At 62.5% G+C, this 26741-nt stretch carries 21 protein-coding genes; 7 read left to right on the top strand and 14 right to left on the bottom strand.

What is annotated here, in order from left to right:
• Nucleotides 1-1294: 1294 nt before the first annotated feature.
• The 7 genes from GA0061099_RS29265 to GA0061099_RS29295 form a co-directional block, all read right to left on the bottom strand.
• The gene (locus tag GA0061099_RS29265; protein WP_074448205.1) at nt 1295-1738 is read right to left on the bottom strand and encodes a cupin domain-containing protein; all 444 of its coding nucleotides are present in this window, start codon (nt 1736-1738) and stop codon (nt 1295-1297) included.
• A gap of 32 nt (nt 1739-1770) precedes the next feature.
• The gene (locus GA0061099_RS29270) at nt 1771-3939 is read right to left on the bottom strand and encodes a xanthine dehydrogenase family protein molybdopterin-binding subunit (RefSeq protein ID WP_074448168.1); all 2169 of its coding nucleotides are present in this window, start codon (nt 3937-3939) and stop codon (nt 1771-1773) included.
• Nucleotides 3940-3941: 2 nt separating this feature from the next.
• Entirely contained in the window at nt 3942-4412 is a 471-nt protein-coding gene (locus tag GA0061099_RS29275) for a (2Fe-2S)-binding protein (RefSeq protein ID WP_074448206.1), read from the bottom strand.
• A gap of 62 nt (nt 4413-4474) precedes the next feature.
• Nucleotides 4475-5323 (bottom strand): enoyl-CoA hydratase/isomerase family protein, encoded by an 849-nt coding sequence (locus GA0061099_RS29280; protein ID WP_074448169.1) that lies wholly within the window; start codon nt 5321-5323, stop codon nt 4475-4477.
• A 25-nt stretch (nt 5324-5348) separates the two neighbouring features.
• Nucleotides 5349-6662 (bottom strand): epoxide hydrolase family protein, encoded by a 1314-nt coding sequence (locus GA0061099_RS29285; protein ID WP_074448170.1) that lies wholly within the window; start codon nt 6660-6662, stop codon nt 5349-5351.
• A 237-nt stretch (nt 6663-6899) separates the two neighbouring features.
• Entirely contained in the window at nt 6900-7589 is a 690-nt protein-coding gene (locus tag GA0061099_RS29290) for a VOC family protein (protein WP_074448171.1), read from the bottom strand.
• Between the two features lie 103 nt (nt 7590-7692).
• A complete protein-coding gene (locus tag GA0061099_RS29295) occupies nt 7693-8358 on the bottom strand; it encodes a sensor histidine kinase (RefSeq protein ID WP_074448207.1) in 666 nt (221 codons plus the stop codon).
• 318 nt (nt 8359-8676) lie between these two features.
• On the opposite strand from GA0061099_RS29295, the gene GA0061099_RS29300 reads away from it, so the two are divergent.
• The 6 genes from GA0061099_RS29300 (at nt 8677) to GA0061099_RS29330 (ending at nt 16467) form a co-directional block, all read left to right on the top strand.
• Nucleotides 8677-11520, top strand: a complete 2844-nt coding sequence (locus tag GA0061099_RS29300) for an ATP-binding protein (RefSeq protein WP_074448172.1) — start codon at nt 8677-8679, stop codon at nt 11518-11520.
• Nucleotides 11521-11634: 114 nt separating this feature from the next.
• Nucleotides 11635-12342, top strand: a complete 708-nt coding sequence (locus GA0061099_RS29305; protein WP_074448173.1) for a hypothetical protein — start codon at nt 11635-11637, stop codon at nt 12340-12342.
• Nucleotides 12343-12532: 190 nt separating this feature from the next.
• The gene (locus GA0061099_RS40385) at nt 12533-13489 is read left to right on the top strand and encodes a heme-binding protein (protein WP_141697689.1); all 957 of its coding nucleotides are present in this window, start codon (nt 12533-12535) and stop codon (nt 13487-13489) included.
• A 15-nt stretch (nt 13490-13504) separates the two neighbouring features.
• Nucleotides 13505-14461: an alpha/beta fold hydrolase gene (locus tag GA0061099_RS29320; protein ID WP_074448174.1), complete on the top strand. Its 957-nt coding sequence runs from the start codon at nt 13505-13507 to the stop codon at nt 14459-14461.
• Between the two features lie 59 nt (nt 14462-14520).
• Nucleotides 14521-15561, top strand: a complete 1041-nt coding sequence (locus GA0061099_RS29325; RefSeq protein WP_074448175.1) for an alpha/beta fold hydrolase — start codon at nt 14521-14523, stop codon at nt 15559-15561.
• Between the two features lie 183 nt (nt 15562-15744).
• A complete protein-coding gene (locus GA0061099_RS29330) occupies nt 15745-16467 on the top strand; it encodes a hypothetical protein (protein WP_074448176.1) in 723 nt (240 codons plus the stop codon).
• 11 nt (nt 16468-16478) lie between these two features.
• On the opposite strand, the gene GA0061099_RS29335 is transcribed toward GA0061099_RS29330, so the two are convergent.
• The 7 genes from GA0061099_RS29335 to GA0061099_RS29365 all read right to left on the bottom strand — a co-directional run bounded on the left by GA0061099_RS29335 (nt 16479) and on the right by GA0061099_RS29365 (nt 24284).
• A complete protein-coding gene (locus tag GA0061099_RS29335) occupies nt 16479-19382 on the bottom strand; it encodes an ATP-binding protein (protein WP_083235137.1) in 2904 nt (967 codons plus the stop codon).
• Between the two features lie 300 nt (nt 19383-19682).
• A complete protein-coding gene (locus GA0061099_RS29340) occupies nt 19683-20519 on the bottom strand; it encodes an enoyl-CoA hydratase/isomerase family protein (RefSeq protein WP_074448177.1) in 837 nt (278 codons plus the stop codon).
• A 60-nt stretch (nt 20520-20579) separates the two neighbouring features.
• Nucleotides 20580-21227 carry a cysteine hydrolase family protein gene (locus tag GA0061099_RS29345; RefSeq protein ID WP_074448178.1) on the bottom strand — a complete coding sequence of 216 codons (648 nt, stop codon included), beginning with the start codon at nt 21225-21227 and terminating at the stop codon, nt 20580-20582.
• A 17-nt stretch (nt 21228-21244) separates the two neighbouring features.
• A complete protein-coding gene (locus GA0061099_RS29350) occupies nt 21245-21772 on the bottom strand; it encodes a hypothetical protein (protein ID WP_074448179.1) in 528 nt (175 codons plus the stop codon).
• A gap of 288 nt (nt 21773-22060) precedes the next feature.
• Complete coding sequence (locus GA0061099_RS29355) at nt 22061-23290, bottom strand: YbfB/YjiJ family MFS transporter (RefSeq protein ID WP_074448180.1); 1230 nt, start codon at nt 23288-23290, stop codon at nt 22061-22063.
• A gap of 31 nt (nt 23291-23321) precedes the next feature.
• Complete coding sequence (locus tag GA0061099_RS29360; RefSeq protein WP_074448181.1) at nt 23322-23558, bottom strand: tautomerase family protein; 237 nt, start codon at nt 23556-23558, stop codon at nt 23322-23324.
• A 15-nt stretch (nt 23559-23573) separates the two neighbouring features.
• Nucleotides 23574-24284 carry an SDR family NAD(P)-dependent oxidoreductase gene (locus GA0061099_RS29365; protein WP_024341669.1) on the bottom strand — a complete coding sequence of 237 codons (711 nt, stop codon included), beginning with the start codon at nt 24282-24284 and terminating at the stop codon, nt 23574-23576.
• A 210-nt stretch (nt 24285-24494) separates the two neighbouring features.
• Between GA0061099_RS29365 and GA0061099_RS29370 the strand changes: the two genes are divergently transcribed.
• A complete protein-coding gene (locus GA0061099_RS29370; RefSeq protein ID WP_074448210.1) occupies nt 24495-25418 on the top strand; it encodes a LysR family transcriptional regulator in 924 nt (307 codons plus the stop codon).
• Nucleotides 25419-26741 lie beyond the last annotated feature (1323 nt).

Consider the following 26741-nt stretch of genomic DNA (forward strand, 5'->3'; position numbering starts at 1 on the left):
GTTCGGCCGTCTCAAACGGTCTCTCTCGCTAAGGTCCTGATTTATATGGTGGGCGCACCAGGGCTCGAACCTGGGACCCGCTGATTAAGAGTCAGTTGGTCCGATTTCAGCGCGCCGCGTCGTTGATCAATTGCGCCGCGGGCGCAGCTACGCGACTGCGTTGCGAAAAGGCGGGCACTTTCCGCGACCGGCCCAGCAACCCCAGAAAGCCTTCCTCACATTGGCTGCCGCGAGATTCTTTTTGATCTTCCGGTGCACACACCGCGCACACGCCGCCCTCTAACCAATTGAAAAAATTTGAACTCTCGTCCCAATCCATCCTGGGCGCCGTAGAAAATCTGCGATCTAAGCGGTTCATTTTATTGATATATTTCGGATCTGATCGGCCCTATCTACAATTGGACCGACCGAGAAATCCAATTTGATGAGGCTTCTGCCACCGGGCTCTTCTAGGGCAATATATGCCTAAATTGGAAGCGGAAATCACATATTCGGATTTTCAGTGCACACGTAGCGGAGTTGAGGGCGCACACAGGTTCGTGGCCAGAATTTCTCCAGTGCTCGGCTTCCGGGCTCACTTATACTCACTTCGCGATGTGAGTATAACTTCCGCTCTTGCCACGGCCCTTCAATCGGGCGACACGCCAAAAATTGACGAGTTCGCGGGACCGTTTTAGACGCCGGCCCCGAACCGATGCGACCAAGAGCGGCAATCGATGCGTATTTGGCCGAAAGACAACCTCGGCCGAGTGCGCTCGCGCTGACGACAAATTAGCTGTCACTCACATCGCCCCGATCCCGAAGCACTTGTTGTCCATCTCCAGCGAAATGGCCAGGCCCGTTCGTTTCGCCTTTCCTAAGCTGAAATGTCGATTGGGCCGAAGCATCTTTACGAATGGGTGCCCCGACCGACGCTGCTAGTCATCAGGGGCAATTCATGATCGCACCCTTCTCCTCCCTCTCACTCGCTCGGCGTCGCCTGTTGGCGCATCTGCTCTCCGCATTGAGAGCTGCGCTTCCGATCAACCCGCCTGTTTCTAGAGGCCTGCTCACGTTGGCCCGCGCTGGATTTTTCTTGATCTACCGGTCCACACGTTATGCACACGCGGGCTTCTAACGTACTGAGAAACTTGAACTCTCGCTCCAATCCATCATGAGCCAATTTGAGTGAGCTCCGGCAAACAGGGTCTCACGAGATCATATGCACATGGTTGCCTGACCGGTGGGAATGTCGTGGTTCGAACAAGACTTCCACGCTAACGTATCGATCCACGATCGGTAACCGGCCCGTGCATTAGCCTGAATGCGTGCCCCGGCTCTCTACCGCACTCAGGCGCGGATCATCATGATTGTCGCGATATTCGAGGCCAAGCGGACCGATCGCCGAGACCTGCGTGACGTATTCGCCGGACTTTGCCCAGTGGAAATGCCACGTTTCGCCAGGCAGGACGAGGACGCTACCCGGCGGATAGGCCTCCACCTTGCCGCCGTCGAAGGTTTCGCCGAGCCCTATGTAGAAGACGCCGGACATCACCGTGTAAATCCGATCCTCCGGATGCTTGTGCGGCATCAACTTCGTGCCACCGGGCACTTTCACTCGGACGACGTAGGGACCAGATTCAGCCGGATGGCCGACCATGACGGCCAGCCGCGCGCGCGGCGGAAAGGCTGGAAATGGCTTCCACGCGATATCCTCGGGCAGGATGGCCCGGAACCTGTCTTCATCGGGCTGATGCATTTTGGTCTCCTTTGCCGATGTGCTTGATGCATTCACGTCTTGAGCGTGTCGGGGTCGATCGGCATTTTGCGCAATCGCCTGCCGGTGGCTGCAAAAACCGCGTTCGCCACGGCCGGGACGATGCCCGAGGTTCCAGCCTCACCCATTCCGCCGGGAGGCTCCGCCGACTTTACGAGGTAGACCTCGATGGAAGGCGCCTGGTCGATGCGCAGCATCTGATAGGTATCGAAGTTGGCCTGTTCGACGCGACCGCTTTTCAGCGTGATCTCACCGTAAAGGGCCGCGGTGACGCCGAACATGACGCCGCTCTGGATCTGTGCCTGCACTGTGTCGGGATTGACCACGATGCCGCAGTCCATCGCGCACACGACGCGGTGCACGCGGACCGATCCGTCCTTGGCAACCTCGACCTCCGCAACCTGCGCGAGATGGCTTCCGAAAACATTCTGCAAAGCGACGCCCCGGCCTCGCCCCTGGGGCAATGGTGTGCCCCATCCTGCCTTCTCCGCCGCAAGCTCGAGTACAGCCTTCGCACGCGGGTTGTGGTCCAGCAGCGCACGGCGATAGGCGACCGCATCCTGCTTGGCCGCTGCCGCCAATTCATCGATGAAGCTTTCGGTGACGAATACGTTGTGCGAGGGACCGACGCTGCGCCAGAAGGCCGTCGGAATGCCGGGCGGTTCGACGCGAACATATTCGACATGGAAGTTCGGAAGCGAATAGACGAGGTCGATCGCGCCTTCCGTCGTGTCGGGATCGAGCCCGTTCCTGAATGCGGGCGGAAGCCACCGCGCGATCACGGAGGAGCCGGCGAAACGGTTGCTCCATGCCACAGGTCTACCGCTCTCGTCGAGACCGGCCTCGATGCGATCGACCCAATAGGGACGGTACATGTCGTGTTGGATGTCCTCCTCGCGCGTCCACACCACCTTCACGGGACCATCGACTTGCCTGGCGATCTCGACGGCACGTACCGCGCCATCGGCCTCAAGGCGGCGCCCAAAGCCTCCGCCGATCAGATGATTGTGGACCGTGACCTTGTCGGGCGGCAGGCCGGCTGCCTTCGCTGCCATCGCCTGCACTCTTGCGATCGCCTGCGTGCCGACCCAGATCTCGCACTCATGGCCGCGGAAGTGGACCGTGCAATTCATCGGCTCCATCGTTGCATGCGCCAGGAATGGCAGGTGATAGCTTGCCTGGACCCGGGTCGCGGCGCCGGCCAACGCCTTCGCGGCGTCGCCGATGTCTTGCGCAACCGGACCGGCCTTCAGAGTGGCGTCCTCGAGCTCGCGGGCGATGTCTCGCGTGCTGAGACCGGCATGGCGCCCGTCTTCCCACTCGATCCTGAGTGCCGCCAGACCCTTCTTGGCCGCCCCCATGTGATCCGCGACGACGGCAACGGCATCGTCGAGCCTGACGATCTGGCGCACGCCTTTGATGGCCATCGCCGCACTATCATCCACCTTCTTCAGTCGACCGCCAAACACCGGCGATTGAGCCAAAGTCGCGAACTTCAGCCCGGGTGGCCGCGCGTCAATTCCATAGAGGGCGGAGCCGTTCACCTTACCCGACACGTCGAGCCGCCGAGCCGGCGTGCCGATCAGCTTGAACTCATCCGCATTCTTCAGAACCACTTTGGCAGGCGGAGGGATCATCGCAGCCTCGACGGCGAGCTCACCGTAATTGAGACGACGCCCGCTCGGCGTATGGACGACCTCGCCCGCCTCGGCCCGGCAGTGTCCTGCACCGACGCCCCAGCGCCGTGAGGCTGCTTCGATCAGCATGATCCGCGCAGTCGCGCCAGCTTCTCGCAACGGCTTCCAGGCGCCGCGAATCGCGTTCGAATTTCCGGTGGCCTGCACACCCAGCAGCGGGTTGGCATAGAGCTTTTCGTTGGGCGGCGCATGTTCGAGCCGTACCTGCTCAAGGCCGACTTCCAGCTCTTCGGCGATCAGCATCGGAATGGAGGTGTAGGTGCCTTGCCCCATTTCAACATACGGCATGGTCAGGACCACCTGACCGTCACGGCCGATCCGGATGAAGGCGTTCGGCTCAAACGTCTCGGCGGAGGAGCTTCTGCTCTCGCCAATCGGCAAGCTCAGGCCCAGCACCAGACCGCCGCCGGCCAGGGCCGTCTTCACCAGAAAGCTGCGACGGGACAGCGCGACAGTGGCGTCAGACGCCTTGCGATCCGATGTCATGATCAACGCTCCTTCACCTGCGATCCGGCGGCAAGCTTGATCGCCTCCCGAATGCGGACATACGTCCCACAGCGGCAGATGTTGCCGCTCATGGCATCATCGATATCCGCGTCGGTCGGATGAGGCTTGTCGGCGAGCAGCGCCGACGCCGACATGATCTGGCCGGACTGGCAATAGCCACATTGCGGCACTTCATGCTCCAACCAGGCCCTCTGAACCTTCGCGCCTGCTGACGTCCCGCCGATCGCTTCAATCGTGGTGACCTTGCCCTCGCCGATGCTATCGACAGTGGTAATGCAGGAGCGGACTGCCGCGCTGTCGAGATGGACCGTGCACGCTCCGCACAATGCCATGCCGCAGCCGAATTTCGTACCGGTCATGCCGAGCACGTCGCGCAACACCCAGAGCAGCGGGGTGTCGCCATCGACGTCGACGCTGCGCGGGATTCCGTTTACATCGATTGTGAAGCTCATATGATCCTCCTTGAATTGCGACAGAACGGGCACGACTTGCGGTCGCGCGCGGGACCGTTGAGTCATCCGCCCAGCTGGCCGACGTGAAAACCGAGCCGATTCTCCACGTCACCGGGGCGATGAAAGCCGCGCGCCATGAGCGCCTTGATGCGGCTCTGGGCTGCGGGGCGTGCGAGAGCGGCCAGGAACGCGTCCCACTCGGGCTTGATCTCGACATCGGGCGGCAGGCTGGCGATATCGACGAGGCGCTTGGTCTCGGCGATGGCGTCCTTGTCGAACGTGGCGATACGCATCGCGAGCGCCTCGACGAAGCCGTCCAGCTCGGCATCCGGCAAGGATCGGTTCACATAGCCATATCGTTCGGCCAGATCACCATGGACGTCGTCGGCGCTCAGTAGAACCTCAAGCGCGCGGCCACGGCCCATGAGGCGTGGCAATCGTGCCATCGGTCCTCCGCCCGGCACGAGGCCCGCGCCGACCTCCCATTGCGACAGGATCGCCTTCTCGCGGCTGGCAAAGCGCATGTCGCTGGCGAGCGCGAGCTCGCTGCCGACACCGGTCGCGCGGCCCCTGATCGAAGCGATGGATACAACAGGCGCGCGGCTGAGGCGCACCAGGGTGTCGGGCAGCGACTGCAGGCCTGTCGGTCCGGGCGGCACGGCAAGCGATTCCTCTAGCGGCGCAAGGAAATCGTAATGCGTGATGAAGAATCCCTCGACGGCGCTGTCGAACACCACCACCTTCACTTGCGGATCTGTCTCGATCGCGGTGACGATGTCGCTGAGCAGCGGAAGATGCCTGGGGCCGAAGATATTGACCGGCGGCATGTCGAAGGTGACACGCCAGTAGGTCGGCAGCCGGCGTTCTAGGCGGATCTCGTCGGTCGCAAATTTACGTTCGGGACGGTTCATGGTCTCACTCCTGATCTATGCCGTTTCAGATTGACTGGCGCAGCGGGCGGAATGCGGTGCGCATCTCCGCAGTGAACAATGCGGGCTGCTCCCAGGCTGCAAAGTGGCCGCCCTTGTCGAGCCGGTTGTAATGCATCAGCCTGGGATAGGCTTTCTCGGCCCAGCTGCGCGGCGCGGCATAGATCTCGTCCGGGAAGACGCTGACGGCGACGGGAATCTGCACCTGCTTGGGCGCGAAGAACACCAGCTTGTTCTCCCAATAGAGCCGCGCCGACGAGACCGCGGTGTTGGTGAGCCAGTAGAGCGTGATATTGTCGATCACATCGTCCCGCGACAGGCCTTCCGTCTTGCCGTCGAAGACGCGCGCGATCATCGCGGCGCTGCGCGCATCATGGTCGAGCATCCAGGACGCGAGGCCCGCGGGGGAGTCGACCAGGCCGTAAAGCGTCTGCGGCCGGTTGGACATCTCGATCGCATAGCCGAGGCCGTGCTTGTAGAATTCGTCGAGCTGATCGTAGGCGATGCGCTCCTCAGCCGAGAGGTTCGCCGGTCGCGTCCCGCCCGGCTGAAGTGCCTTGGCGATATCGTCGGGGACGGTGGCGGGCATGTTGGTGTGGATGCCGAGCAGCTCCGGCGGCGCGATCAGCGCCATCTGTTCGGTGACAGCATTGCCCCAATCACCACCTTGCGCCACGTAGCGAGTGTAGCCGAGACGCTTCATCAGCACGATCCAGGCGCGCGCGATACGCTGCGGATCCCAGCCGAGCGTGGTCGGCTTGCCGGAGAAGCCGTGACCGGGCAGCGAGGGAATGACCAGATCGAATGCGTCCCTGGCGTGCCCGCCGTGCGCAGTCGGATCGGTGAGCGGATCGATGATCTTGATCTGCTCGATAATCGAGCCTGGCCACCCATGCGTGACGATCATCGGCAGCGCGTTTTCGTGCCGCGAGCGGACGTGAATGAAATGGATGTCGACGCCGTCGATCTCGGTGACGAATTGCGGCAGGGCGTTCAACCGCGCTTCGATCTTGCGCCAGTCGTAATCGCTCTGCCAATAGCGCACGAGTTCCTGCGCTGTCCTCAGCTGCACACCTTGCGACTGGTCAGTGACGATCTCGCGATCCGGCCAGCGCGTTTCCGCCAGGCGACGGCGCAGATCGAGCAGGTCCTCCTTGGGCACGTTGATGCGGAACGGGCGGATCGCCTCGCTCGCGGCAGCCTTCGCCGGATGCAGCGGCAGCAGGCTCGATACACCGGCGGCAACGGCTCCCATCGCGGCCTGGCTCAGCAGTTGACGACGGTCGGGGTTGAGGATGTCGGCGCGCGCCTGCGTGGTCATTGCGAATCTCCCTTGCTATGATCGGTCGGTGGCCGATCTCGAGATCGGGCCGTCGCTTCGTCGTGCATGGAGATTGACGCAGCCCCCTTTGCCTGGCGAGTTATCGGTTGTTAGACCTCGTTAGCCCTTGCGAGGGTGCGCGATCAGGACGAGCGGCGATGTTGCTTCGGGCGATGCAACGCGAAACGGCGCACGACAGCGAGCCGCCGTGCGCCGTGGGCAGAAAATGCTGTTGCTTTAGGATGGCAGGGACTGACCAGCCTGCTCGCGCACGATGTACTCGGCGTACCAGTCGGGCCAACTCTCGTCGTGCACGCCAGTGCGTTTCTCGTGCTCGCCATGTGCTACCGCCGCACGACCCAGCGCAGCAGCCAGATCGGCAGCGGAGGAGAATGTCGCGCCGTCACGCTCGATGCGTCCGGGCAGTCGCGTGGTCACCTCCTGCAGGAACCAGCCGTTGCCGTCAGGATCGCTGAAGGAGGCGAACGAGCTGTAGCTACCGCGCTTCGGATCGACGCCGCCGATCCGGACGGTGCCGAACAGGTAGGGGTCATCGGCGCCGGTATGGACATCGCCACCGCCGTGAAAAGCTTCGCTGACAGCAATCCCTCGCTCGATCAACTCATTCCTTGCAGACTCGAGATCGGACACGATCAGATACAGACCGCGTGTCGAGCCCGGCGACGCCGACGTGACATTGCGGCCGAAGATCACCGAGCAGGCAGAGCCCGGCGGTGTGAACTGGACCACGCGCCATCCATCGCCAGCGGCGAAATCGGCGTCCAGTCGCCAGCCTAGACGCTCGTAGAACGCCTTGGAACGGTCAACGTCGGACACTGGAATCACGACGACTTCGAGCTTTAGATCAACGCTACGCGATGCCGATGTGCCTTTCCCTGCGTCGCGATCAACTTCAAGTTTTGCCATGTCGAACTCCCGATGTATGAGGCGGGCCCAAAGCTGACCCCGCTGTTGCATCACCTGCTTGCTCTTAGTGTCGTGGCGCAGCGTTCGTGACAGCCTTCAATCTTCAGGCGATAGTCGGCATCTCGATGGAGATCCGAGTGCCGCCCTGCCCCGCTTCGCCATTCAGGCGGGCGTGAATGCTGCGCGCAAGCCCTTCCAGGATACGGCTGCCGGTGCCCCGGAGCTGACCTGTCGCACCAATGCCGTTGTCAGCCACCGTGCAGATCCATGTGCCATCTCGGCGGAGGATCTCGATTCGGATCAACGCCTCATTCTTGCTCGGGAAGGCGTGCTTCGCCGCATTCGTGACCAGCTCGGTGATCATCAGCGCAAGCCGATGACATTGGGATGCTGATAGAACACCGTCTTCGACCAAAGCCTCGCAGCGGACGCCGGCGGGCTCCAGGACCGCTGCCGAAAGTGCTTCGCAGAGATTCTCAAAGAATGTCGCAACGGACACGGACGGCTCGTCGCTGTTCGAAAGCAGTTGGTAGAGCCTGCCAAAGGCACAGATTCGCCGCTCGAACCGATCCACCGCCCCCGAGACGTCCCGACTGCCGGCTCGGGTGAGGTCGCGGCGGACCGAGGCGCCCAGCAATGTCAGCGTGTTCTTCATGCGGTGATGGGATTCCTGCAGCACGAGCTCCCAATCCCGCGATTGATCCTCAAGGCCAGAGACGAACTGAGATCGAACGGTACCTCCGTTCGGAATGGAGCCGATGGCGGACATGATAGCCTCCCCGTTGGTTGGACCTAGCTCGAGGCTCATACTGGCCGCGCAGCGCGCGTTTAGCTCGTTAGACGTTGCGAGATTCTGTTATGATCGGCGCGGTCACGATCCAAAGCGGACCCCCCTGGGGCGACCTCGACCGCGCTGACGAATTGTCGCGGCGGCGCGATAAGCTGCTCACGCTAAAGCTAAAATGCTTGGGTTCCCCTTCAGACGTTTCGGCGGTTGGCACGCCTTTCGCCACGCCTAGGCCGTTTACTCGCAACATCGTTCTGCTAGACAGAAACGTGACAGAGTCCCTTACTGGAATTTGTGCCCATGCCGGACACCAGCGATCAGGATTCGCCGATTTCCTTTGGGGCCTTCCAGCTATTTGCGAGCTCGCGCCGGCTCGAGAAAGACGGAGCCCCGCTTCACCTCGGCGGCCGCGCGCTCGACATTCTCATTTTTCTGGCCGAACGGGCGGGCCAGGTGGTGGACAAGCGCGAGCTCATCAAGCGCGTCTGGTCCGACGTGACCGTCGACGAAGGCAGCCTCCGCTTCCACATCACCACGCTGCGGAAGGCCCTGGGAGATGCCGGCGAAGGCTCGCGATACGTCATCAACGTGCCGGGACGCGGCTACTGCCTCGCAGCCCCGCTGCTCCGCTCGACACCTTTCCACAGCCAGCCCACCCAGCCGGCCGGCCCTGCGCATCCATTGCCGTCTCCGCTGGCGAGGATGATCGGACGGGACGAAGCGGTCGAGCAGGTTTCCACCGAGCTTGCCGCGCATCGTTTTGTCACAATCGTCGGCCCCGGCGGGATCGGAAAGACCTCGGTCGCAGTGGCCGTGGCCCATCGCGCGCTCGAGACTTTCGACGGCCAGGTGTACTTCGTGGATTTCGGCGCGCTTTCGGACACGAGCCTCGTTGCAGGGACGATTGCGGCCGCGTTGGGCCTGACTGTCAACTCGGACGATCCGGCTCCGGGACTACTGACGGTCCTGCGCAGCCGGCGAACGCTGCTGGTGTTCGACAGTTGCGAGCACGTCATCGACGAGCTCGCTCCGTTGGCCGAGCGGATCGTTCAGGAGGCGCCAGGGCTGCATGTGCTCGCGACCAGCCGCGAATCCTTTCGAACGGAGGGTGAGCGCGTCCATCGGTTGCTTCCATTGGCTTGCCCACCCGAGGGCGTGGAGCTGGGGATGGCCGAAGTCCTTGCCTATCCTGCAAGCCAGCTCTTCGTGGAACGCATTGCAGAGAGCCTGAGCGGGTTCGAGCTGAGCGAAGAGGATGCGCCGCTCGTTGCCGAAATCTGCCGACGCCTGGACGGTATCGCGCTTGCCATCGAGCTCGCCGCCGGCCGTGTCGACGCCTACGGCATCGCCGGGACGGCGTCCCTGCTCGACAGCCGGTTCTCGCTGCTGTGGCGGGGACGACGCACCGCGATTCCGCGGCATCAGACTTTGAGCGCCGCGCTTGCCTGGAGTTACGACCTGCTGCCCGCAGCCGAAAGCGCGGTGCTGCGCGGATTGTCCGTGTTCGTCGGGCCGTTCACGCTGGAGGCTGCGCTCGCGGTCGCATTGAGCCAAGGCATCGGCGAATTTCAAGCGGTTGAAGCAATTTCGAACCTGCTCTCAAAATCGCTCATCGCAACTGTTCCTGCGGAACGGCTGCGCTATCGGCTGCTCGATACGACGCGCACCTTCGTCGGAGGCAAGCTCGTCGAGAACGGCGAGGCGGACCGCGTCGAGCGTGCACATGCCGAATATTTTCGCGATTTCCTGCGCGACATTGCGTTGAAGTCCGCGGGCCTGCAATCGACCGGCGGCTTCCTTCCCTACGCCGACCATCTGCCGAATGTTCGGGCCGCGCTGATCTGGAGCTTTTCGGACAAGGGCGATCGGACGATCGGCGTCGATCTGGCGGCTTCAGCCGCCCAATTCTTCCTCGAACTGACTCTGCTGACCGAGTGCTATCGCTGGACCCGGCAGGCCCTTGCCTCGCTAGACAAGCCAGCTGCGGACATTCGCCAGGAGATGACGTTGCAGGCTGCACATGGCGTGTCCGTGATGTTCACGCAGGGCAATACCGAAGCGGTACGGTCGGCGTTCACGCGCGGCCTTCAGCTTGCAGAGGAGCTTGAGGACCTACATTGGCAGCTCTGGCTTTTGCGCGGCCTCCATATCTACCTGACGAGGGTCGGCGATTTCCACGGTGCCCTGGGCACTGGAGAACGGGGAGAGGACGTCGCGCGGAAGCTGAACGATCCTGCCGCCACATTCAACGTGGAGTGGATGGTGGGGGTCGCTCATCATTTGATCGGCAACCAGCACGAAGCCGTACGGTTCTGCGCAAGCGCGATGGTGCACAACCCTGACTCGCAGCGGTTGAACATCGGGCATCTCGGCTATGACGACCGCATCGTCGCGCTGGTCGCGCTGGCGCGCGGGCTCTGGCTCACGGGACGGCCGGATCGCGCAATCGAAGCGGCCAGATACACAGTCCGCGAGGCCGAACAGCTCGAACAGCCGCTCACGCTCGGCATTTCCTTGATCTGGACCATCTACGTATTTCTCTGGGTCGGCGATTGGGCGAATGCCGAAATCCTGATCGAGCGGCTGATCGATCACTCGGCGCGACACTTTCTCGGGCCCTATCACGCCGTAGGCATCGGCCAGAAGGGCGAGCTGCTGCTGCGCCGCGGTGACCTTGCCGCTGGCATCGAGCATCTTCGCGCCAGCCAGGCCACTCTTTATGCGACGCGACACCGGATCATGACGACGGTGTTTGCTACGGCGCTCGCGGAGGGTCTCGCGGCGCAAAATCATGCGGTTGAGGCCTTGTCCACGATCGACGAGGCCATCGCGGAGATCCCCGGCCATGGCGAATCTTTCGATATGCCCGAGATGCTGAGGGTCAAGGGGGATATCCTTGTCCGGTCGGGCGAAGCCGCCGAGGCCGAACGCTTTTTCCGCAAGTCGCTCGACCTGTCGCGTCGTCAATCCGCCCTCGGTTGGGAGCTCCGCGCAGCGATCAGCCTCGGCCGCGTGTGGCAACAGAGCGGCAGAGCCGGGGACGCCCGCGCCCTGCTCGCCCCACTTGTCGCGCGCTACGGCGAGGGCCTCCAGACCCGCGACCTGATCGCAGCGAATGAGCTCCTGGGCGCACTAAATCGATAACGCCTTCAACGGGATACCGCCAAAATCCCGGCTCGCAAGTCCTAACAAGTTCTAACACGCCAAGCCGCAGCCACCCCGCCATGATGGAGGGGCTTCATGGTGATATGGCGGGACATGTCTCTTCTCGACGACGTCTTAAGTGCCAGTGGCGGCTTGGCCCGCTGGAACAGTCTAAGCCGGTTCACGCTCCACCTTTCCATCAGCGGAAAGCTGTTTGACGGCGTCGGGCGTGCCGGTGAATTCAAGGATGTGACTGCGGAAGGCGCCACCCGGACGCAATCCATCCGCTTCATGGGGATCACCGGCGGAAAGTATTCGGGCTCGTTTCAGCCGGATGCGATCACGGTCGAAACCTTGCATGGCGAGGTGCTGAGAACCTGGCGCAATCCCAGCCCTGCGTTCCCGGACTCCGACTCTGCCGTTCTCGCAGACGAGTTGCAGCTCGTCTTTTTCTGCGGCGTTGCGATTTGGAACTATGTGGTCGGCCCATTCCTGCTTGCGCGTCCAGACGTGGTTGTGGAGGAACTGCCGCCCTGGGAGGAGAGGAAGGAATCGTGGCGCCGGCTACGGGCGCGAATTCCTCCGAGCGTGATTACGCTCGCACCCGAGCAGGTGTTCTATTTCGACGCAGACGGATTGCTGCGGCGGACGGATCACGACCTCTTCGGAATGAAAGTCGTGCAATATTCCTGGGCACACGGCAGCTTCGGCGGCCTGATCGCGCCGACACTTCGCCGCGTGCACATGCTGCAGCCCGACGGAAGCGTGGTCGCCAAGCCGGTGTTGATGGACATCGAGATCTTCGACGCGTTCTTCGAATGATCGCGACAACAGCGATCGCTCTCAACGCCTAACAATACATAACGAGCCAACAGACGGCTTGGGGTGCAGATTGCACTCAGCGAGTAACGGAGTTCGAGCGAGACCCAAGCCGACGCGCCTCCACGCTCGCGTGGAGGCCTTCGAAGGCCTCCGCAAAGCGCACGCTACACTTATTGGAGAGGACACTGTCATGGACCTGCTTTCCTACGCCAAGACCATCGCTGGGCGCATCGAGGCGGAATCGACGAAAGCCAAGGTGCCGGTTGCAATCTGCATCATCGATGTACACGGCAACATCATTCTCAAGCACCGCATGAGCGGCGCCCCGACATTCTCGCTCGAACTTTCGGAGCGAAAGGCCTACACGTCCGCGCTCGTGGGGCTTCGAACCGCGGACCTGTCACCCATGGTACAGCCCGGCCAGGCGCTATTTCCGTTGATGGGCGTCGCGGGCGGACGCTTCTGTTCGATGGGCGGAGGAGCACCACTCTCCATCGACGGCCAACTCCTCGCCGGCGTCGGCATCAGCGGCGGCACCGTGGAGCAGGACGTCCGGATCCTCGAAGCAGGGCTCCGCGAACCCGCCCCCCTCGACAAGATCGAAATGAAGCTCGAGGTCGTCGTCCTCCCGGTTTCGAACGTCGAGCGTTCCAAGCGGTTCTATGCCGAACTAGGCTGGCGACTCGATATCGACTACGAAGGCAAGGACGGCTATCGCGTAATCCAGTTTACTCCGCCGAGGTCCGAGTGTTCGGTCATCTTCGGCAGCAAACTCACGACTGCCGCCCCCGGCTCGGTGAAAGGGCTTCACCTCGTTGTGTCCGACATTCAAGCGGCACGCGACGACTTGCGCCGCCGCGGCGTCGCCGTCAGCGAGCCCTTCCACGATCCCGTCGGCATTTTTCATCACATCAGCATGCACGACCTCGTCCCCGGTCCCAATCCGGAGCGCAAGAGCTACGCTTCCTACGCCTTCTTCGTCGATCCCGACGGCAACGAATGGATATTCCAGGAAATCACCGCACGACTGACCGGACATATCGAGGAAGGTGACGAGAGCTTCACGCCCGAACTCACGGCGGTTGTCCGACGCGCGGAAGCCGCCGCGCAGGCAAGCGCCGACGCAGGCGTTCACGCAGCGGCATGACATTGGAGCAATGACATGAGCATTCCGACCACGCTCGCCCTCTCAGCGGCCCTGGCCTGCGCATCGGTGCAGGCTTCGGCGCAAGATCTGCGATCGAGCCGCCGCTCGATCAGCTATCACACGGTGGATATTCGAGGCCTCAAGGTCTTCTATCGCGAAGCCGGCCCCGCCGACGCGCCGACCGTGCTTCTGCTGCACGGCTTTCCTTCCTCCTCGCGGATGTGGGAACCGCTGTTGCCGCTGCTTGCGGACCGATATCATCTGATCGCGCCCGATTATCCCGGCTTCGGCAACAGCAGCGCACCATCCCCGTCCGATTTCACCTACACCTTCGACAACATCGCCGGCGTGATCGGCGAACTCGCGAACAGGCTCGGTCTCACCAGCTACGTCCTGCTGATGCAGGACTATGGTGGTCCGGTGGGCTTCCGCATGGCGCTGGACCACCCGGAACGTGTTCGTGCCATGATCATCCAGAACGCTGTTGCCCACGAGCAGGGTTTGAGCCCGCTTTGGGACGCGCGTCGTAGATACTGGGCCGATCCCGCGCATGAACTCGAGGCGCTCAAGGCGAACTTCACGTCTCTCGAGGCGACGCGTCAGCGCCACCTCGGCTCGAGCCCACATCCCGAGCGCTACGATCCGGACGCTTGGCTCGATGAATACGCCTTTCTCACGCGTCCCGGCCAGCCCGAGATTCAGACGACATTGTTCCTGGACTACCGAACCAATGTCGCGTCCTACCCGCAATGGCAGGACTGGCTGCGCAGGAGGCAACCTCCGATCCTGGTGACGTGGGGCAAGTACGACCCCTCCTTCACCGTCGCCGGCGCGACCGCCTATCGCGACGATGTCCCGACGGCGGACGTCCACATCCTGGAAGCCGGCCACTTCGCATTGGATGAGGCGACCGACGAAGTTGCCGCCTTGGTCCGCGACTTTCTTGCAAGGCTCGAAGGGCAAAAGGGCTGACCACCAGCGGCGTAATCACGCTGCGCCTGCACACAACGGAACCACGATAGGAGCCATTCATGTCAGACGATGTTGACCACAATCGCCGCCGCTTCTTCGCAGGCGCCGTGACGATGCTCGCTGCAGCCCAGCTTACGCCGGGCACAGCCGCGGCCAAGCCTGCGAAACCTGCCGCCGGCGTCAAGATAGGAGGCAACACTTCGTTCGCCTCGCTGAAACAGATCGATGCCGGCCTTCTCAACGTCGGCTATGCCGAAGCAGGCCCCGTCGACGGCCCAGCCGTGATCCTGCTGCACGGCTGGCCGTATGACATCTACAGCTTCGTTGATGTCGCACCACTTCTCGTGGCCGCCGGCTACCGCGTAATCGTGCCCTATTTGCGTGGCTACGGCACCACGCGGTTCCTGTCCGATGGGACGATGCGGAACGGGCAGCCATCGGCGATCGCTGCCGACATCATCGCTGTGATGGATGCGCTCAGAATCGACAAAGCCACGATCGCCGGCTTCGACTGGGGCGCGCGGACTGCCAACATCATCGCGGCGCTGTGGCCGGAGCGCTGCAAGGCGATGGTCTCGGTGAGCGGCTATCTCATCGGCAGCCAGCAGGCCGGCAAGATGCCTCTGCCGCCAAAGGCAGAGCTTCAATGGTGGTATCAGTTCTACTTCGCGACCGAGCGTGGTCGCGAAGGCTATGAGAAATATCGTCGGGAGTTTTCAAAACTAATCTGGCAGCTCGCGTCGCCGCAATGGCACTTCGACGATGCCACTTTCGAGCGCAGTGCCGCGGCATTCGATAATCCGGACCACGTTGCGATCGTGATCCATAACTACCGCTGGCGTCTTGGCCTTGCCGAAGGTGAAGCAAAGTATGATGGCTATGAGGCGCTGCTTTCACGGGCTCCTGTCATTGGTGTCCCGACCATTACCATGGAGGGCGACGCCAATGGGGCTCCACATCCCAATCCGTCGGCCTATGCCAAGATGTTCTCCGGCAAGTATTCGCACCGCACGATCAAGGGAGGCGTGGGCCATAACCTGCCGCAAGAGGCGCCCAAGGCATTTGCCGCTGCCATCATGGACGTTACTGCCGACGTCTGATCAAAGCGCGACCGTCTAGCCGATCCGAGGTTCGGCTGGACGGCACCTCTGCTGCTTGGATGAGAGATCCGGTTTCTACGGCGTTTTCTTCGGTTATGCAGCGCCACTTAACAACGCTTAACGAGCGATCATCCGCATTTGGGCATACCTGTCAGGGTAGTTCTCACGAAGGAAAATCGACGGATGATTGCGCTGCTGGCGAATGCGATCGAGGCTCATGGCGGCCTAAACCGATGGAATGCCCGCAAGCGCCTCACCGCCACAATCGCGGCGGGCGGCGACGTTTGGGTCCTGAAAGGCGTCGAACAGGATCATCTGCAGCGAACCGTGCGGATTGATCTTCACCGTGAGCAGGCTCTCATTGAGCCGTTTGGAAGAAACGGCCAGCACAGCGAGTTCAGGCCCGAGCGGGTCGCCATTGTTGCCGCCGACGAACGTGTCGTCGCTGAGCGAAAGGACCCGCGCACCTCATTCGCGCGACACGATATGCGGACGCATTGGGATCCGCTGCACCGAATTTACTTCGAAAGCTGCGCCCTCTGGACCGGCCTCACCACGCCGTTCCTGCTTTCCGACAAAGCTTCGGACGTGCACGAGATCGAGCCATGCCATGAGGGAAGTGAGGTGTGGCGGGGGCTGCGGGCGACCTTCTCGCCGGCGATCGCAAGCCACAGCATCGAGCAGGACTTCTACTTCGGTCCCGACCTGCTCATTCGCCGCCATGATTATCGTGTCGAAATAGCAGGGAATTTTCCCGTCGCCGAGTACGTGTCCAACCCCGTCGACGTCGACGGCATCAAGATCCCGACGAGACGGCGCACTTATCTACGTGACGAGACGACCCTGGCCCCGATGCTTGATACGCTGATGATATCCATCGATCTCTGGGATTTGCGGTTCGACTGACCCTCAACCGGTCAGACGAGCGACGAATCGAGCATGAGCCGAGCGGCCTTCAGATCAGCCGTCTCAAACCCTTCCGAGAACTTCGCATAAGTCGCGGCAAGCTCCTCCAGGTGACTTAGCGTTCCCTGCTCGCGCCTCAGGCGCACCATCGACATATCAGTCCGCAATCGCCAGGAGAGCGCGCCCTGCTGGTCAGCCAACGCAGCCGACGACCGGAGACTTGATTCTGCGGCATGAAGATTCCCATTGCGCAGCTCCAGTTCCGCCCGCACGCGCAAGAGCTCCGGCATGTCGAAGGCGCCGCCAGCAAGCTCGATACGCGCGATCGCTTCGTTCAGTATTCCAAGTCCATCGGACGGTTGCCCGAGTTCGGCCAAGCCCCAAGACAGGTCAGCAACGAATGCGGAGGCGTAGAGCTCGTAGCGATCAGCATGCAGGCGCGGAAGTGCGATTCTCAGCGACTCGACACCGCCGCGCAAATCCCCGCCGGCGATCATCGTCTGCGCCCGGAAACCGGCCGCGACCGCCTGGTAGGGCGCGAGGCCATGCAGGCCGGCATGCGTTTCGAGCCGACCGGCCATCGCCTCGACCGCGGTCCAGTCTCCGATCCACCCGTACAGCGAGGCGGACCAGCAGAGCGCTATACAGTGCATGACGACATCGCGAGGCGCGCCGGCACCCGTCAGTGGGCGAACACAATCCACGGCTCGATCGGGAAAGCCGCGCAGCCACAACACGCGAGCAAGCGGTATCTGCGGTGTTCTGGAATAGGCAAAATGGCCGGGTCGCGCCCCGCGTAGCGCCGCGTCGTTGCGAACGCCTTCGTCCAAATGAAGCTGCGCCTCGGCCTGGTTGCCGACGAGATGATGGGATACCCCGATGAGGGCCTTTGCGCCGGCGATCCCCGCCGCATCACCGATCAGACGAGCGACGCGCTCGGCCTCAAGTGCCACCGGCAGCAGATGCCGATAATCGCCTGTCCGGCGATAGAACATGTTCAATCGCGCCAACAGCCTGAATGTGTTGGCGTCGTCTCCGATCGCGGCCGCGATCTCGAGTCCGCGTCGAAGTGCGGCCTCGGCTCGCTCGCCATTGCGTTCCGTGAACATGAAGGCATGACCGAGCGTGGCTTGAAGCTCCAGCTCCCACTTGCCTCCGCGGTGACGGTCGTCGAGAACGGCAAGCGCGCGCTCAGACCAGATGCGCGCCTCATTAAGCAGGTTGAGCTCGACGAACAGACGTGCACAACTGCCTGCGAGCGGAACACGAAGTTCGCCACCGTCGTCGTGAGCGTAGCTCCATTGAAGCGCGGCACGGGCGTCTGCCAACAGGCTGCCGCGGCCGAGCGCAGGCAACATCCGATCTGCAGAGGCAGAATCGGCCATGCCCGCTTCGAGGGAGCGGTGAATGTGTTCGGCGTGACGCCGCGCGACGTCCTGGGCTTGGCCGCTCTCACCGAGCTTGTGGAGCGCATAGGCGCGGGTGGCGTCGAGCAGGCGGAAGCTTCGCGACAAGCGGCTCGGTTGCGTCGACAACAAGGACTTGGCTACGAGTTGCTCCAGTGCGTCGACGGCGCCTTCGACAGGCTCCCCCTCTTCCACCACGACGGCAATTGCATCCTGCCGCGTAAAGGGCCCGGCAAAAATGGCGAGACGCTGAAGGACCAGCCTCTCGGCCTCGCCGATCAGACCGAAACTCCAGTCAAGCGTGGCGCCGAGCGTCTGTTGTCGCGGCGGCGCCGTGCGTCGGCCCCGCCACTCGAGCTTGAGCCGGCCATCGAGCAATGTTGCTATCTCCCGCAAGCCGTAAACGCCAACGCGTGCGGCAGCGAGTTCGATCGCCAGCGCAATGCCGTCAAGCTTGCTGCAAATCTCGGCAAGAACCTCCGCATCCTGATCGGTGATATCCAAGCGGTGGCCGGCAGCAGCTGCACGTTCGGCAAAAAGACGCGCGGCCGGATAGCTCAGCACCTCACCGGCGTTGAGCCGAGCGCCCTGCGGGGGGCCTGGTAGCGGAACGAGTTCGTAAATGTGCTCTCCCTGCACCAATAGCGACTCGCGACTGGTCGCAAGAATGGTGATGTCGGATGCCTCGCGGTGAATCGTCTCTGCCAGACGTGCGACATCTTCAATCACATGTTCGCAGCTATCGAGCACGAGAAGCAGGCGACGTCCGCGAAGAAAGTTGATGATGCTTTCGGTTGGATCGGCGTGATGAACGACGAGGCCAAGAGCGGCGGCCACCGTGGTGGCAACGAGCGTTCCATCCTTCAGAGGACCAAGATCGAGAAAGTGGATTTTCCCCTCGAACTCCTCCCACATCTTATGTGCGATCGCGATGGCAACGGTTGTCTTTCCAATGCCGCCCGGTCCCCTCAGAGTGACGAAGCGCTCGCTCAGCAGACGTGCCGAGAGCTCGGCCAGGACGTCCTCTCGTCCGACCATTCGGTCGAGGCGATATGGGAGTGCGGATGGCGGGTCTATCGCCCCGGCCTGGGTCTGCGGGATCTCCGCCGGCGGCGAACTGCGTTCGCCCCGTCGCACGGGCGCGACGAAGCAATACCCTCGGCTCGGAATATTGGTGATATAGCGGGCTCCCTCCTTCCCATCGCCCAGGGCTTTCCGGAGTTCGGCAACGTGCACGCGCAGGCTGATCTCTTCTACCGCGAGGCCAGCCCACACATATGCGAGGATGTCACTCTTCGGCACGACTTCGCCGGCGCGATCCACGAGCAGGCGCAGGATGTCAGTTGCCCGGCTGCCAAGCTTGACTGGCAACCCGTCCTTTTCGAGGATTCGTGATCGAAGAGAAAACGGGCCGAACGTGACCGGATCGAAATCCCGACCTGCCCCGGTGTTGCTGTGGGGGGAGCCGGTCGCTGCTTCCGGCTGTGTGCTGCTCTTGGGAGAGTTCATTCCGGGTGCGCGCCTTATCGCCAAGGATACGGCGAGCGCGCGGCACTGCGTAACCTCGACTGCGATTTCGGTGAGCCAGAGTATAGGCAGGGCCGGACCGAAACTCAACGGATCCGCGCGAGTCGGTTTCCGGCTTTGGGCTGCCCATCTTGAGCTCAATCAGCGCCTATGGCGACGCTCAAGGCGACACGTGTCGGCATTCGACCGAACGGCGCCCACCAGCCCATGCGACGGCCCGTCGAAATCAAGGACGGCATTGCCGCACATGGCAAGGCCAGCTGCCTTCGATCGATCGGAAGATCAACCACGTTCCGAGAACCTCGCTTCAGCCACCGCCTGGCCGAGCCTCATCTCGGTTTCGGATCGGCGCTGTAATCCTCGTTCGAGGAGAGATGCCGCGCGTTTCCGGGTGCCAGGGTGAGCCACCGATGTAAAAAAAGCCAATAACGAAGGGGGGAAGACCGCATCTGCCGGCAAAGTGACCTCATCCATCAAGGCCTTGGCACCTACGATGGCGTGCTTCTCGAACGAGGCAAGACGACGCGCAAAGGATTCAACAAAGGTGGATAGCTCCCCGTCCGGCAAGGCTCTGTTGACATAACCATAGCGTTCGGCGAGCTCCGCCGAGAAGTCGTCCGCGCCCAAGATCACCTCCAACCCACGCCCACGGCCCATCAGACCAGCCAACCTCGCCATGGGATTGCCGCCCGGCACCGCACCGAGGCCCACTTCGAATTGCCCGAGGATTGCACGCTCGCGGCTGGCGAAGCGCATGTCGCAGGCCAGCACGAACTCGCTCCCGGCCCCGCGGGCGCGCCCGCGAATCTCCGCGATGGAGGCAACCGGCGCACGTGACAGCCGAACGAGCAGGTCGATCCAGGGATGCATGCCCGTGGGACCCGGCGGCATCGCGGCGACTTTGCGCTTGTCCGCGAGCACATCCCAATGCGCCAGGAAGAAATCCGGATCCGCGCTTCGGAACACCACGACCTTGATCTCTGCATCGCTTTCGAGCTCCGCAAGCAGATCCTGCAGTTCGCCGATCGTGTCGGGATCAATCAGATTGATGGGCGGGTTATTGAACGTCGCCGTCCAGAGGCCGGAAGACGGCTTGTCGATGGTGATCTGTCGAGCCATTGAGTTTTCCCTTCCAGTCAGGAAAGACGATTCAGAACGGGGGACATGCCGACGAGAAGGTCACGCGGCTGACGCTGCGGAATTCATTGCCGACAACGCCTCGACGATTTCCTGCGTGGTCACGATCGCGCTGGCGTAGTTCGGCATGTTGATCTCCAGCGCGGCCCGCATCATGTCGTCGGAATAATCGGCAACTGCGTCCTTGACGACCGTCACGTCGTATCCGAGCTCGGCAGCAAAGCGCACGGTCGCCTCTATACATGTGTGAGCGACCAGCCCTATGACGATCAGCCGCTGGATACCATGCCGCTTGAGCTGCAGGTCGAGGTCGGTATTCGCGAAGCCGCTAGAACACCAATGTTCGTCTGCCACGATCTCTCCGGGCGCCGGCACGAATTCCGCGCGAAACTCTCCACCCCAGGTGCCGAATTCGAAGCTCTTGTTATTCCAGGCTCTCCTTTGAATTGGGGCGATGTATTTCCAGGAGGCATAATCGCCGGGCCGGTAGCGGTGATGCATGGCATAACAAACACGAATGCCGGCGTCCCGAGCAGTCTGTAGCACCTGGATCATGTGCGGAACGCAGTCGTTGCTTTCGGCCACGGCCTTGATCCGGGGCCAGATCTTGCCTCCCTCCGAGATGAAGTCGTTGTAGGGATCGACCACCAGCAGGGCGGTGATTTCCTTCTCATAGGACAGTTGTGTCATCGAACTCTCCTTTCGGGCTACCGGTTGTTCTGCAGCGCCGCGCGCTCGATGCTGGCGGCAAACAACGGTGTTTCGCTCTGGTTGTGAGCGATCGAGAAGGGCTGGCGCTGCGCCCGGAACAGCTCGAACGGAATGCCCTGCTTGCCGATGAACGTCATGAACTCGTCCGTGGCATGGGTTTTGACCCTGTTGGTGAACTCGCATTTTCCAGGTTCGATTTCCTTGACGCTCAGCTCCCAGGTCACGTGAATGGTGGTCCGCCCGTTCGGCGTGAAGACGTCGGATGTGGAGTCGAGGATCAGGTGATCTTTGCGGCCGAGCGTTTCCACGTAATGCTGAACCATGAGGCTGCCGCCGATGATCTCGACATTGATCGACATGCGCTTGCCATCGGACGTGGTCGTGAAGCCCGCGGCGATATGCGCAGGCGAACAGCCCTGATATTCGCGCTCGGACAGATTGAAGCACCAATTGGGGATATCGATCCGATCGATCGGCGCATTGATGATGGCGGTGAAGCTGGAATCGACGATCTGGTTGTTCATCTCTTGATCTCCCAATGTGTTGCATGTCATCGGCACGTTCGAGCCGAAGTCTTTCGCGGATCCGCACGGGGCAGATCCTCGTCGTACATTCGGCATTGGATTGCCGCTGTCCTGCGAACACATTGCTACGGGCGGCCGCCGTTTGCTCGTTATGCGTTGTTATGGTTCGTTAGCTTCCGCGAGACGGCTCGATATGCGAGGATTGCCACGACGAACCCGATGCACGGGCTCGTCTCGGGAGCTGCCATGAAGCTCGGCATTTCCTTATTCCGGGCCGAGTTCCAGTGTCTACCGTTCGCGGGGCGCAAGCGAGACGCCAAGATCGATCGCCAGTGCGAGCATCAGAGCGGCGCCGCCGAGTCCAAAAAGGACCGAATAGTCACTTCCGGCCTGTGCGAAGATCCACGAAAATCCGTAAGCAGCAACCGCCTGGAACAGGGCAAAGCTGGTCGTGGCGTGGCCCCACCTCGCTCGCTGTTGCTCAAGCGAGTGCGGCGCCAGTTCATGCACCCGTCCAAGGACCAGGGGCACGATCCCGGGCGTGAAGGCACCGACCACCACGCTTGAGACGATCAGTGACGCCGGCGCCGTGCTGACAGTGGGCAGCAGCACGGCCGCGGTCTCGACCAGGAACGCCGCGCGCAAAGCCGGACCGAATCCAGACCGGTCGCCCAGGTGGCCGGTGACGAGTGGCCCGACGACTGCGCCCAAGCCGTAGAGCACCCAGTAGCGGGACCCCGCGGCGATGCCCTGGCCAAGGCCACGCGCTACGAAATCGACGATGAAGACCATGTGCGGCACCAGGGCTACCGCATTGAGGCCGTACTGGAGCAGGAGCGCGCGGGCAGCCAGCGAGCCACGATGGTGCTTCGCGTCATGCAAAGGCGTGGCAACAGGTTTGGCCTCCACAGGCCAATTCCACCAGCTCGCGAGCGTGAGGAGCGCCGAAAGAAGACCAAGACCGTACCAGCTCTGCGACAAGCCCTGCTGCAGCAGCAACGGCACCAGCGTGCCCGATGCGGCCACTCCCAGGCCCACGCCAGCGAAAATCACGCCCCCGACGATGCCGCGCCGGGCGGCGGAAGTGTGCGGCAGGATGACGGAAGCCGACAGCACCATGATGATGCCGCCGGTCAGGCCGGACAGGAAGCGCCAAGCGAAGAACCACGCAAACGACAGCGGCGTTGCGCTTGCAAAAAAAGAGAGCGTAGCAAGCAACATCATCGCCCGCAGCGTGCGGACCGCACCGATTCGGGTCGCGAGAGCCCGCGCCGCGAGCGCGCCGGCGAGATAGCCGGCCAAGTTCGCCGCACCGAGATAGACGACATCTGACGCGCCGAACCATTTCGCTGCAATGAGCGCCGGAATTAGAGGCGTGTAGGAAAACCGTGCGAGCCCGAGGCCGACCAGCGACGCAGACAAGCCTGCTACGGCGTATCGCCAGGTTGATCGTGAGTCCAACTCCGGTCGCGGGTGCAACCGGGGCTTGATGTGCCGCTTCGTATCTGCAGTGGTCATGTCATCCTCCTGCGCGCGAAACCCGGGCGGATCAGTCCGTCCGCGCGGCTCGGCGGCGCCGGAATTCCGGCACGGGCAGGCCGCCCCAGCCCCAATTGTCGGTGTCGACCTCCTCGATCACCACGAAAGTGGAGTCGAGCGGCTTGCCGAGCACGTCGCGCAAGAGCTCGCTCGATCCCTTGATCAACGCAGCTTTTTCCTCCGCCGTGAGCGACGCCGCTCCCGGCTTCGTTCCCTCGCGGGTCACTTGAATGGTAACGATTGGCATGGTCTCGCTCCGCGTTCAGTGACCTGCGCTCTGGCCGCCGTCGACATGCAGGATCTCGCCGGTGACAAAGGAGGCACCCTCGAGGTAGAGCACCGCATCGACGATGTCCGACATCTCACCCATGTGGCCGACCGGGTGCAGCGCGTCGAGCTGCGCATGCGTCGCGACCGGATGCATCGGCGACTTGATGATCCCGGGCGACACGGCATTCACACGGATGCCGCGCTTGGCATACTCGATCGCAAGCGACCTGGTCGCGGCATTCAGCCCACCCTTGCTCAGCGAAGCCAGTACCGACGGCACGTTCGAGTTGGCCTGATCGACCAGCGTCGTGGTGATCTGGACAATGTGACCCGACCCCTGCTTCTCCATTTCCGCAATCGCGAGTTGCGTGACGTTGAAGAAGCCCGCGACGTTTGTGCCCATCACCGCCGCATAGTCCTCGGCCGTGTATTGCGTGAACGGCTTTGCGACGAAGATGCCGGCGTTGTTGACCAGCGTGTCGACCCGACCGAAGCGGGCGATCGCCTGCGAGACGGCGCGTTCGGCGGTGGAGCGATCGGCGATGTCGCCGGCAACGGCGAGGACGTCATCGTCGTCGGATGGCTTGATGGAGCGCGCCGTCGCCACGACGCGGTAGTTGCGATTGCGAAAACCCTGGACCAGGGCTGCGCCGATACCCTGCGACGCACCGGTGATGATGGCAACCTTCTGCTCGATACCCATGAGAGGCTCCTGTTGCTGGTTGAAAGCTCCGCCAGCGCCGGCTGGCTTGCCTCCTCAGCTACGCTGCGGCGGCTTGCTTGCGAATATCCGCGGCCCGGCAGACACTCTTTCGCCAGGCGAACGAATGCGGGGCTGGCGCCTCGAGGTGGTTGTCGCGACAAGGCTGAACGCCTAGCCTGCCACCGGAATGTGATGGTGCGGCAGGAAGGCATGGATCGACTGGATGCGATGAAGGTGTTCGTCCTTGCGGTGGACGAAGGAAGCTTGGCTGCGGCAGGGCGCAAACTCGGCCGCTCCCCGGCCGCGGTGAGCCGTGCAATCGCCTTCCTGGAGGAGCGTGTCGGCGCCGAGCTGCTGCACCGGACCACGCGATCGATCAAGCTGAGCGAGGACGGCGAGCGCTATGTCGAGGTTTGCCGCCGCGTCCTCACCGAGCTCGAGGAGGCCGAGAATATTGCGACCGGAGCGCGCGCGGCGCCGCGCGGCCTTCTCACGATCACGGCTCCCGTCGTGTCGGGCGAGATGGTCTTGCGCCCCATCCTCGATGCGTTTCTGGACGCCTGTCCGACCGTGTCGGCAAAGCTCCTGCTATTCGACCGCGCGGTCAATCTGATCGAAGAGGGTATCGACGTCGCGCTTCGCATCGGTCCCTTGGCGGACTCGTCGATGATCGCGATGCGGGTCGGCGAGATCAGCCGTGTCGTCGTGGCGGCGCCGCGCTATCTAAAGCAGCATCCGCGTATTGCCGAGCCCGGCGACCTCGCCAAGCACCAGATCGTCGCCATGGCGCATCTGCCCAATTCCTGGACGTTCGCGCCGCAGGCCGGCTCGTCAGCGCCGCGCACCGTCCAGTTCAATCCGCGCCTGATCGTCAACAGTACCTATGCGGCAGTCGCCTCCGCGGTCGCCGGGCGCGGCGTGGCGCGGATGTACTCGTACCAAGTGGCGGAGCCCCTCGCCCGCGGCGACCTCGAGATCGTACTGGCCGACCACGAGGATCCGCAGATGCCCGCGCATCTGATCTGCCCGCAGGGCCGGCTCGCGGTGCCAAAGGTGCGCGCCTTCACCGACTTTGCAGTGCCGCGCCTGAAGAAGCAGTTTGCATCGCTGAAGAGGAGCATCACGGCACGCTGATCATTACAGCAGTCGCTTAGCCGCATGCGCCTTGCACATGCGTTCCGTCCACTGCCGTCCGTGAAGAACTCTGATTTCAGATTCGACTCGCACCGAAGCCTCAATGACGGCAACTTGAACGGACCACAGTGCTACATCATGGTGCTACGCGCTGTCCGTTTCCGGCAGTTCGAGAAATGATTGTATCTGAAGCACTTTTTCACTGCCATCAGACGGTGGCGGAGAGCGTGGGAGTCAAACCCGCGATTTTCGATCATTACGCGTCGAGTAGCCGAGATTGCAAGTAGGCACTCGCCGGCCTGCTGCCCTCGGAAATCCAGATTTTGCAAATGCGCCACGAGCCTGCTCACGTTGGCTGTGGTGAGATTTTTCTTGATCTCCCGGTGCACACGTCATGCACACGCCGACCTCTAAGCGATTGAAACCCTTGAACTCTCGTTCCAATCCATCATGGGGGCCACGGAAAAGCGATGAGACAACATATGGATCATATAGACTTTCGAGCCCCCGACGGGAATAGCGGATTTCATGACCGTGCCGGGCCCGATGGCACGCTCTGCGAGCCAATCGGCGCGGGGAAAGCCGGCGCCAGACCAGACGGCAAGCGGTTCGCGGCAGCACGGCGCGGCGCCGCGCTCGAACGCGTACACGTCGAACGCGACCAGTCCGCTGCCAGCGAGTAGCGCGCGAAGAGCATGCTCACTCACGTGGGCCGTCGGAAGATTTGCCTTGATCTCCCGGTGCACATGTCGTGGACACGCCCCCTAACCAACATGAGAGATCGAAAGCGGAATCAAGCGCGCTATTGCAGCGCAGGCTGCTCCAATCACGTCGCCATGCAGCAAATCTGTGCAGCGTGGTTGCGCCTGATCAGATCAGGCTTCGCCACTCGGCCGTCGTTACCTTGCTTGTAGCGGGCCGCGAGGATTGGCGTACGCCGCGGCGCTACACCAAGCTCAAGCAGCAGCTCGCCCGAGCACTCGGGCGAGCTCGCTGGCTTCGACAGGGAGCGCCGGTCCAATGCACAAGCTCGTGAGACAGCGTCTGAAAACAATCGACCTGCTTTGCGCCCACGCATGTACCGCCTTAGCCACCAGCCGCCCGCGTGAAACGCGAGGGCAACGCCGATAAGGGGAGAGAACGAACGTTTCCTTTCCGAACGGAAGAACGTCGGAACGCAAAGCGGCAGATGACGCTATCGAGACTCTCATTCACGTCGCGCATGCGGTGTCCGTGAAAGGCCATCCAGTTCTCGATGCGACGCATGCCTGAACGTCCCAAGCCCGGCTGCGCCAGGAGCTCGGCCTTGGTGTGAAGCGACGC

This window comes from Bradyrhizobium yuanmingense (assembly GCF_900094575.1).
GTDB classification, from domain to species: Bacteria; Pseudomonadota; Alphaproteobacteria; order Rhizobiales; family Xanthobacteraceae; genus Bradyrhizobium; species Bradyrhizobium yuanmingense.

Excerpts from the sequence above, each read along its gene's own strand:
- GA0061099_RS29360 (WP_074448181.1), bottom strand. The coding sequence starts at position 23,558 with ATGCCAATCGTTACCATTCAAGTGACCCGCGAGGGAACGAAGCCGGGA.
- GA0061099_RS29345 (WP_074448178.1), bottom strand. The coding sequence starts at position 21,227 with ATGACACAACTGTCCTATGAGAAGGAAATCACCGCCCTGCTGGTGGTC.
- GA0061099_RS29350 (WP_074448179.1), bottom strand. The coding sequence starts at position 21,772 with ATGAACAACCAGATCGTCGATTCCAGCTTCACCGCCATCATCAATGCG.
- GA0061099_RS29305 (WP_074448173.1), top strand. The coding sequence starts at position 11,635 with ATGTCTCTTCTCGACGACGTCTTAAGTGCCAGTGGCGGCTTGGCCCGC.
- GA0061099_RS29355 (WP_074448180.1), bottom strand. The coding sequence starts at position 23,290 with ATGACCACTGCAGATACGAAGCGGCACATCAAGCCCCGGTTGCACCCG.
- GA0061099_RS29340 (WP_074448177.1), bottom strand. The coding sequence starts at position 20,519 with ATGGCTCGACAGATCACCATCGACAAGCCGTCTTCCGGCCTCTGGACG.
- GA0061099_RS29330 (WP_074448176.1), top strand. The coding sequence starts at position 15,745 with ATGATTGCGCTGCTGGCGAATGCGATCGAGGCTCATGGCGGCCTAAAC.
- GA0061099_RS29365 (WP_024341669.1), bottom strand. The coding sequence starts at position 24,284 with ATGGGTATCGAGCAGAAGGTTGCCATCATCACCGGTGCGTCGCAGGGT.
- GA0061099_RS29295 (WP_074448207.1), bottom strand. The coding sequence starts at position 8,358 with ATGTCCGCCATCGGCTCCATTCCGAACGGAGGTACCGTTCGATCTCAG.
- GA0061099_RS29320 (WP_074448174.1), top strand. The coding sequence starts at position 13,505 with ATGAGCATTCCGACCACGCTCGCCCTCTCAGCGGCCCTGGCCTGCGCA.
- GA0061099_RS29285 (WP_074448170.1), bottom strand. The coding sequence starts at position 6,662 with ATGACCACGCAGGCGCGCGCCGACATCCTCAACCCCGACCGTCGTCAA.
- GA0061099_RS29275 (WP_074448206.1), bottom strand. The coding sequence starts at position 4,412 with ATGAGCTTCACAATCGATGTAAACGGAATCCCGCGCAGCGTCGACGTC.
- GA0061099_RS29335 (WP_083235137.1), bottom strand. The coding sequence starts at position 19,382 with ATGAACTCTCCCAAGAGCAGCACACAGCCGGAAGCAGCGACCGGCTCC.
- GA0061099_RS29270 (WP_074448168.1), bottom strand. The coding sequence starts at position 3,939 with ATGACATCGGATCGCAAGGCGTCTGACGCCACTGTCGCGCTGTCCCGT.
- GA0061099_RS29325 (WP_074448175.1), top strand. The coding sequence starts at position 14,521 with ATGTCAGACGATGTTGACCACAATCGCCGCCGCTTCTTCGCAGGCGCC.
- GA0061099_RS29370 (WP_074448210.1), top strand. The coding sequence starts at position 24,495 with ATGGATCGACTGGATGCGATGAAGGTGTTCGTCCTTGCGGTGGACGAA.
- GA0061099_RS29300 (WP_074448172.1), top strand. The coding sequence starts at position 8,677 with ATGCCGGACACCAGCGATCAGGATTCGCCGATTTCCTTTGGGGCCTTC.
- GA0061099_RS29280 (WP_074448169.1), bottom strand. The coding sequence starts at position 5,323 with ATGAACCGTCCCGAACGTAAATTTGCGACCGACGAGATCCGCCTAGAA.
- GA0061099_RS40385 (WP_141697689.1), top strand. The coding sequence starts at position 12,533 with ATGGACCTGCTTTCCTACGCCAAGACCATCGCTGGGCGCATCGAGGCG.
- GA0061099_RS29290 (WP_074448171.1), bottom strand. The coding sequence starts at position 7,589 with ATGGCAAAACTTGAAGTTGATCGCGACGCAGGGAAAGGCACATCGGCA.
- GA0061099_RS29265 (WP_074448205.1), bottom strand. The coding sequence starts at position 1,738 with ATGCATCAGCCCGATGAAGACAGGTTCCGGGCCATCCTGCCCGAGGAT.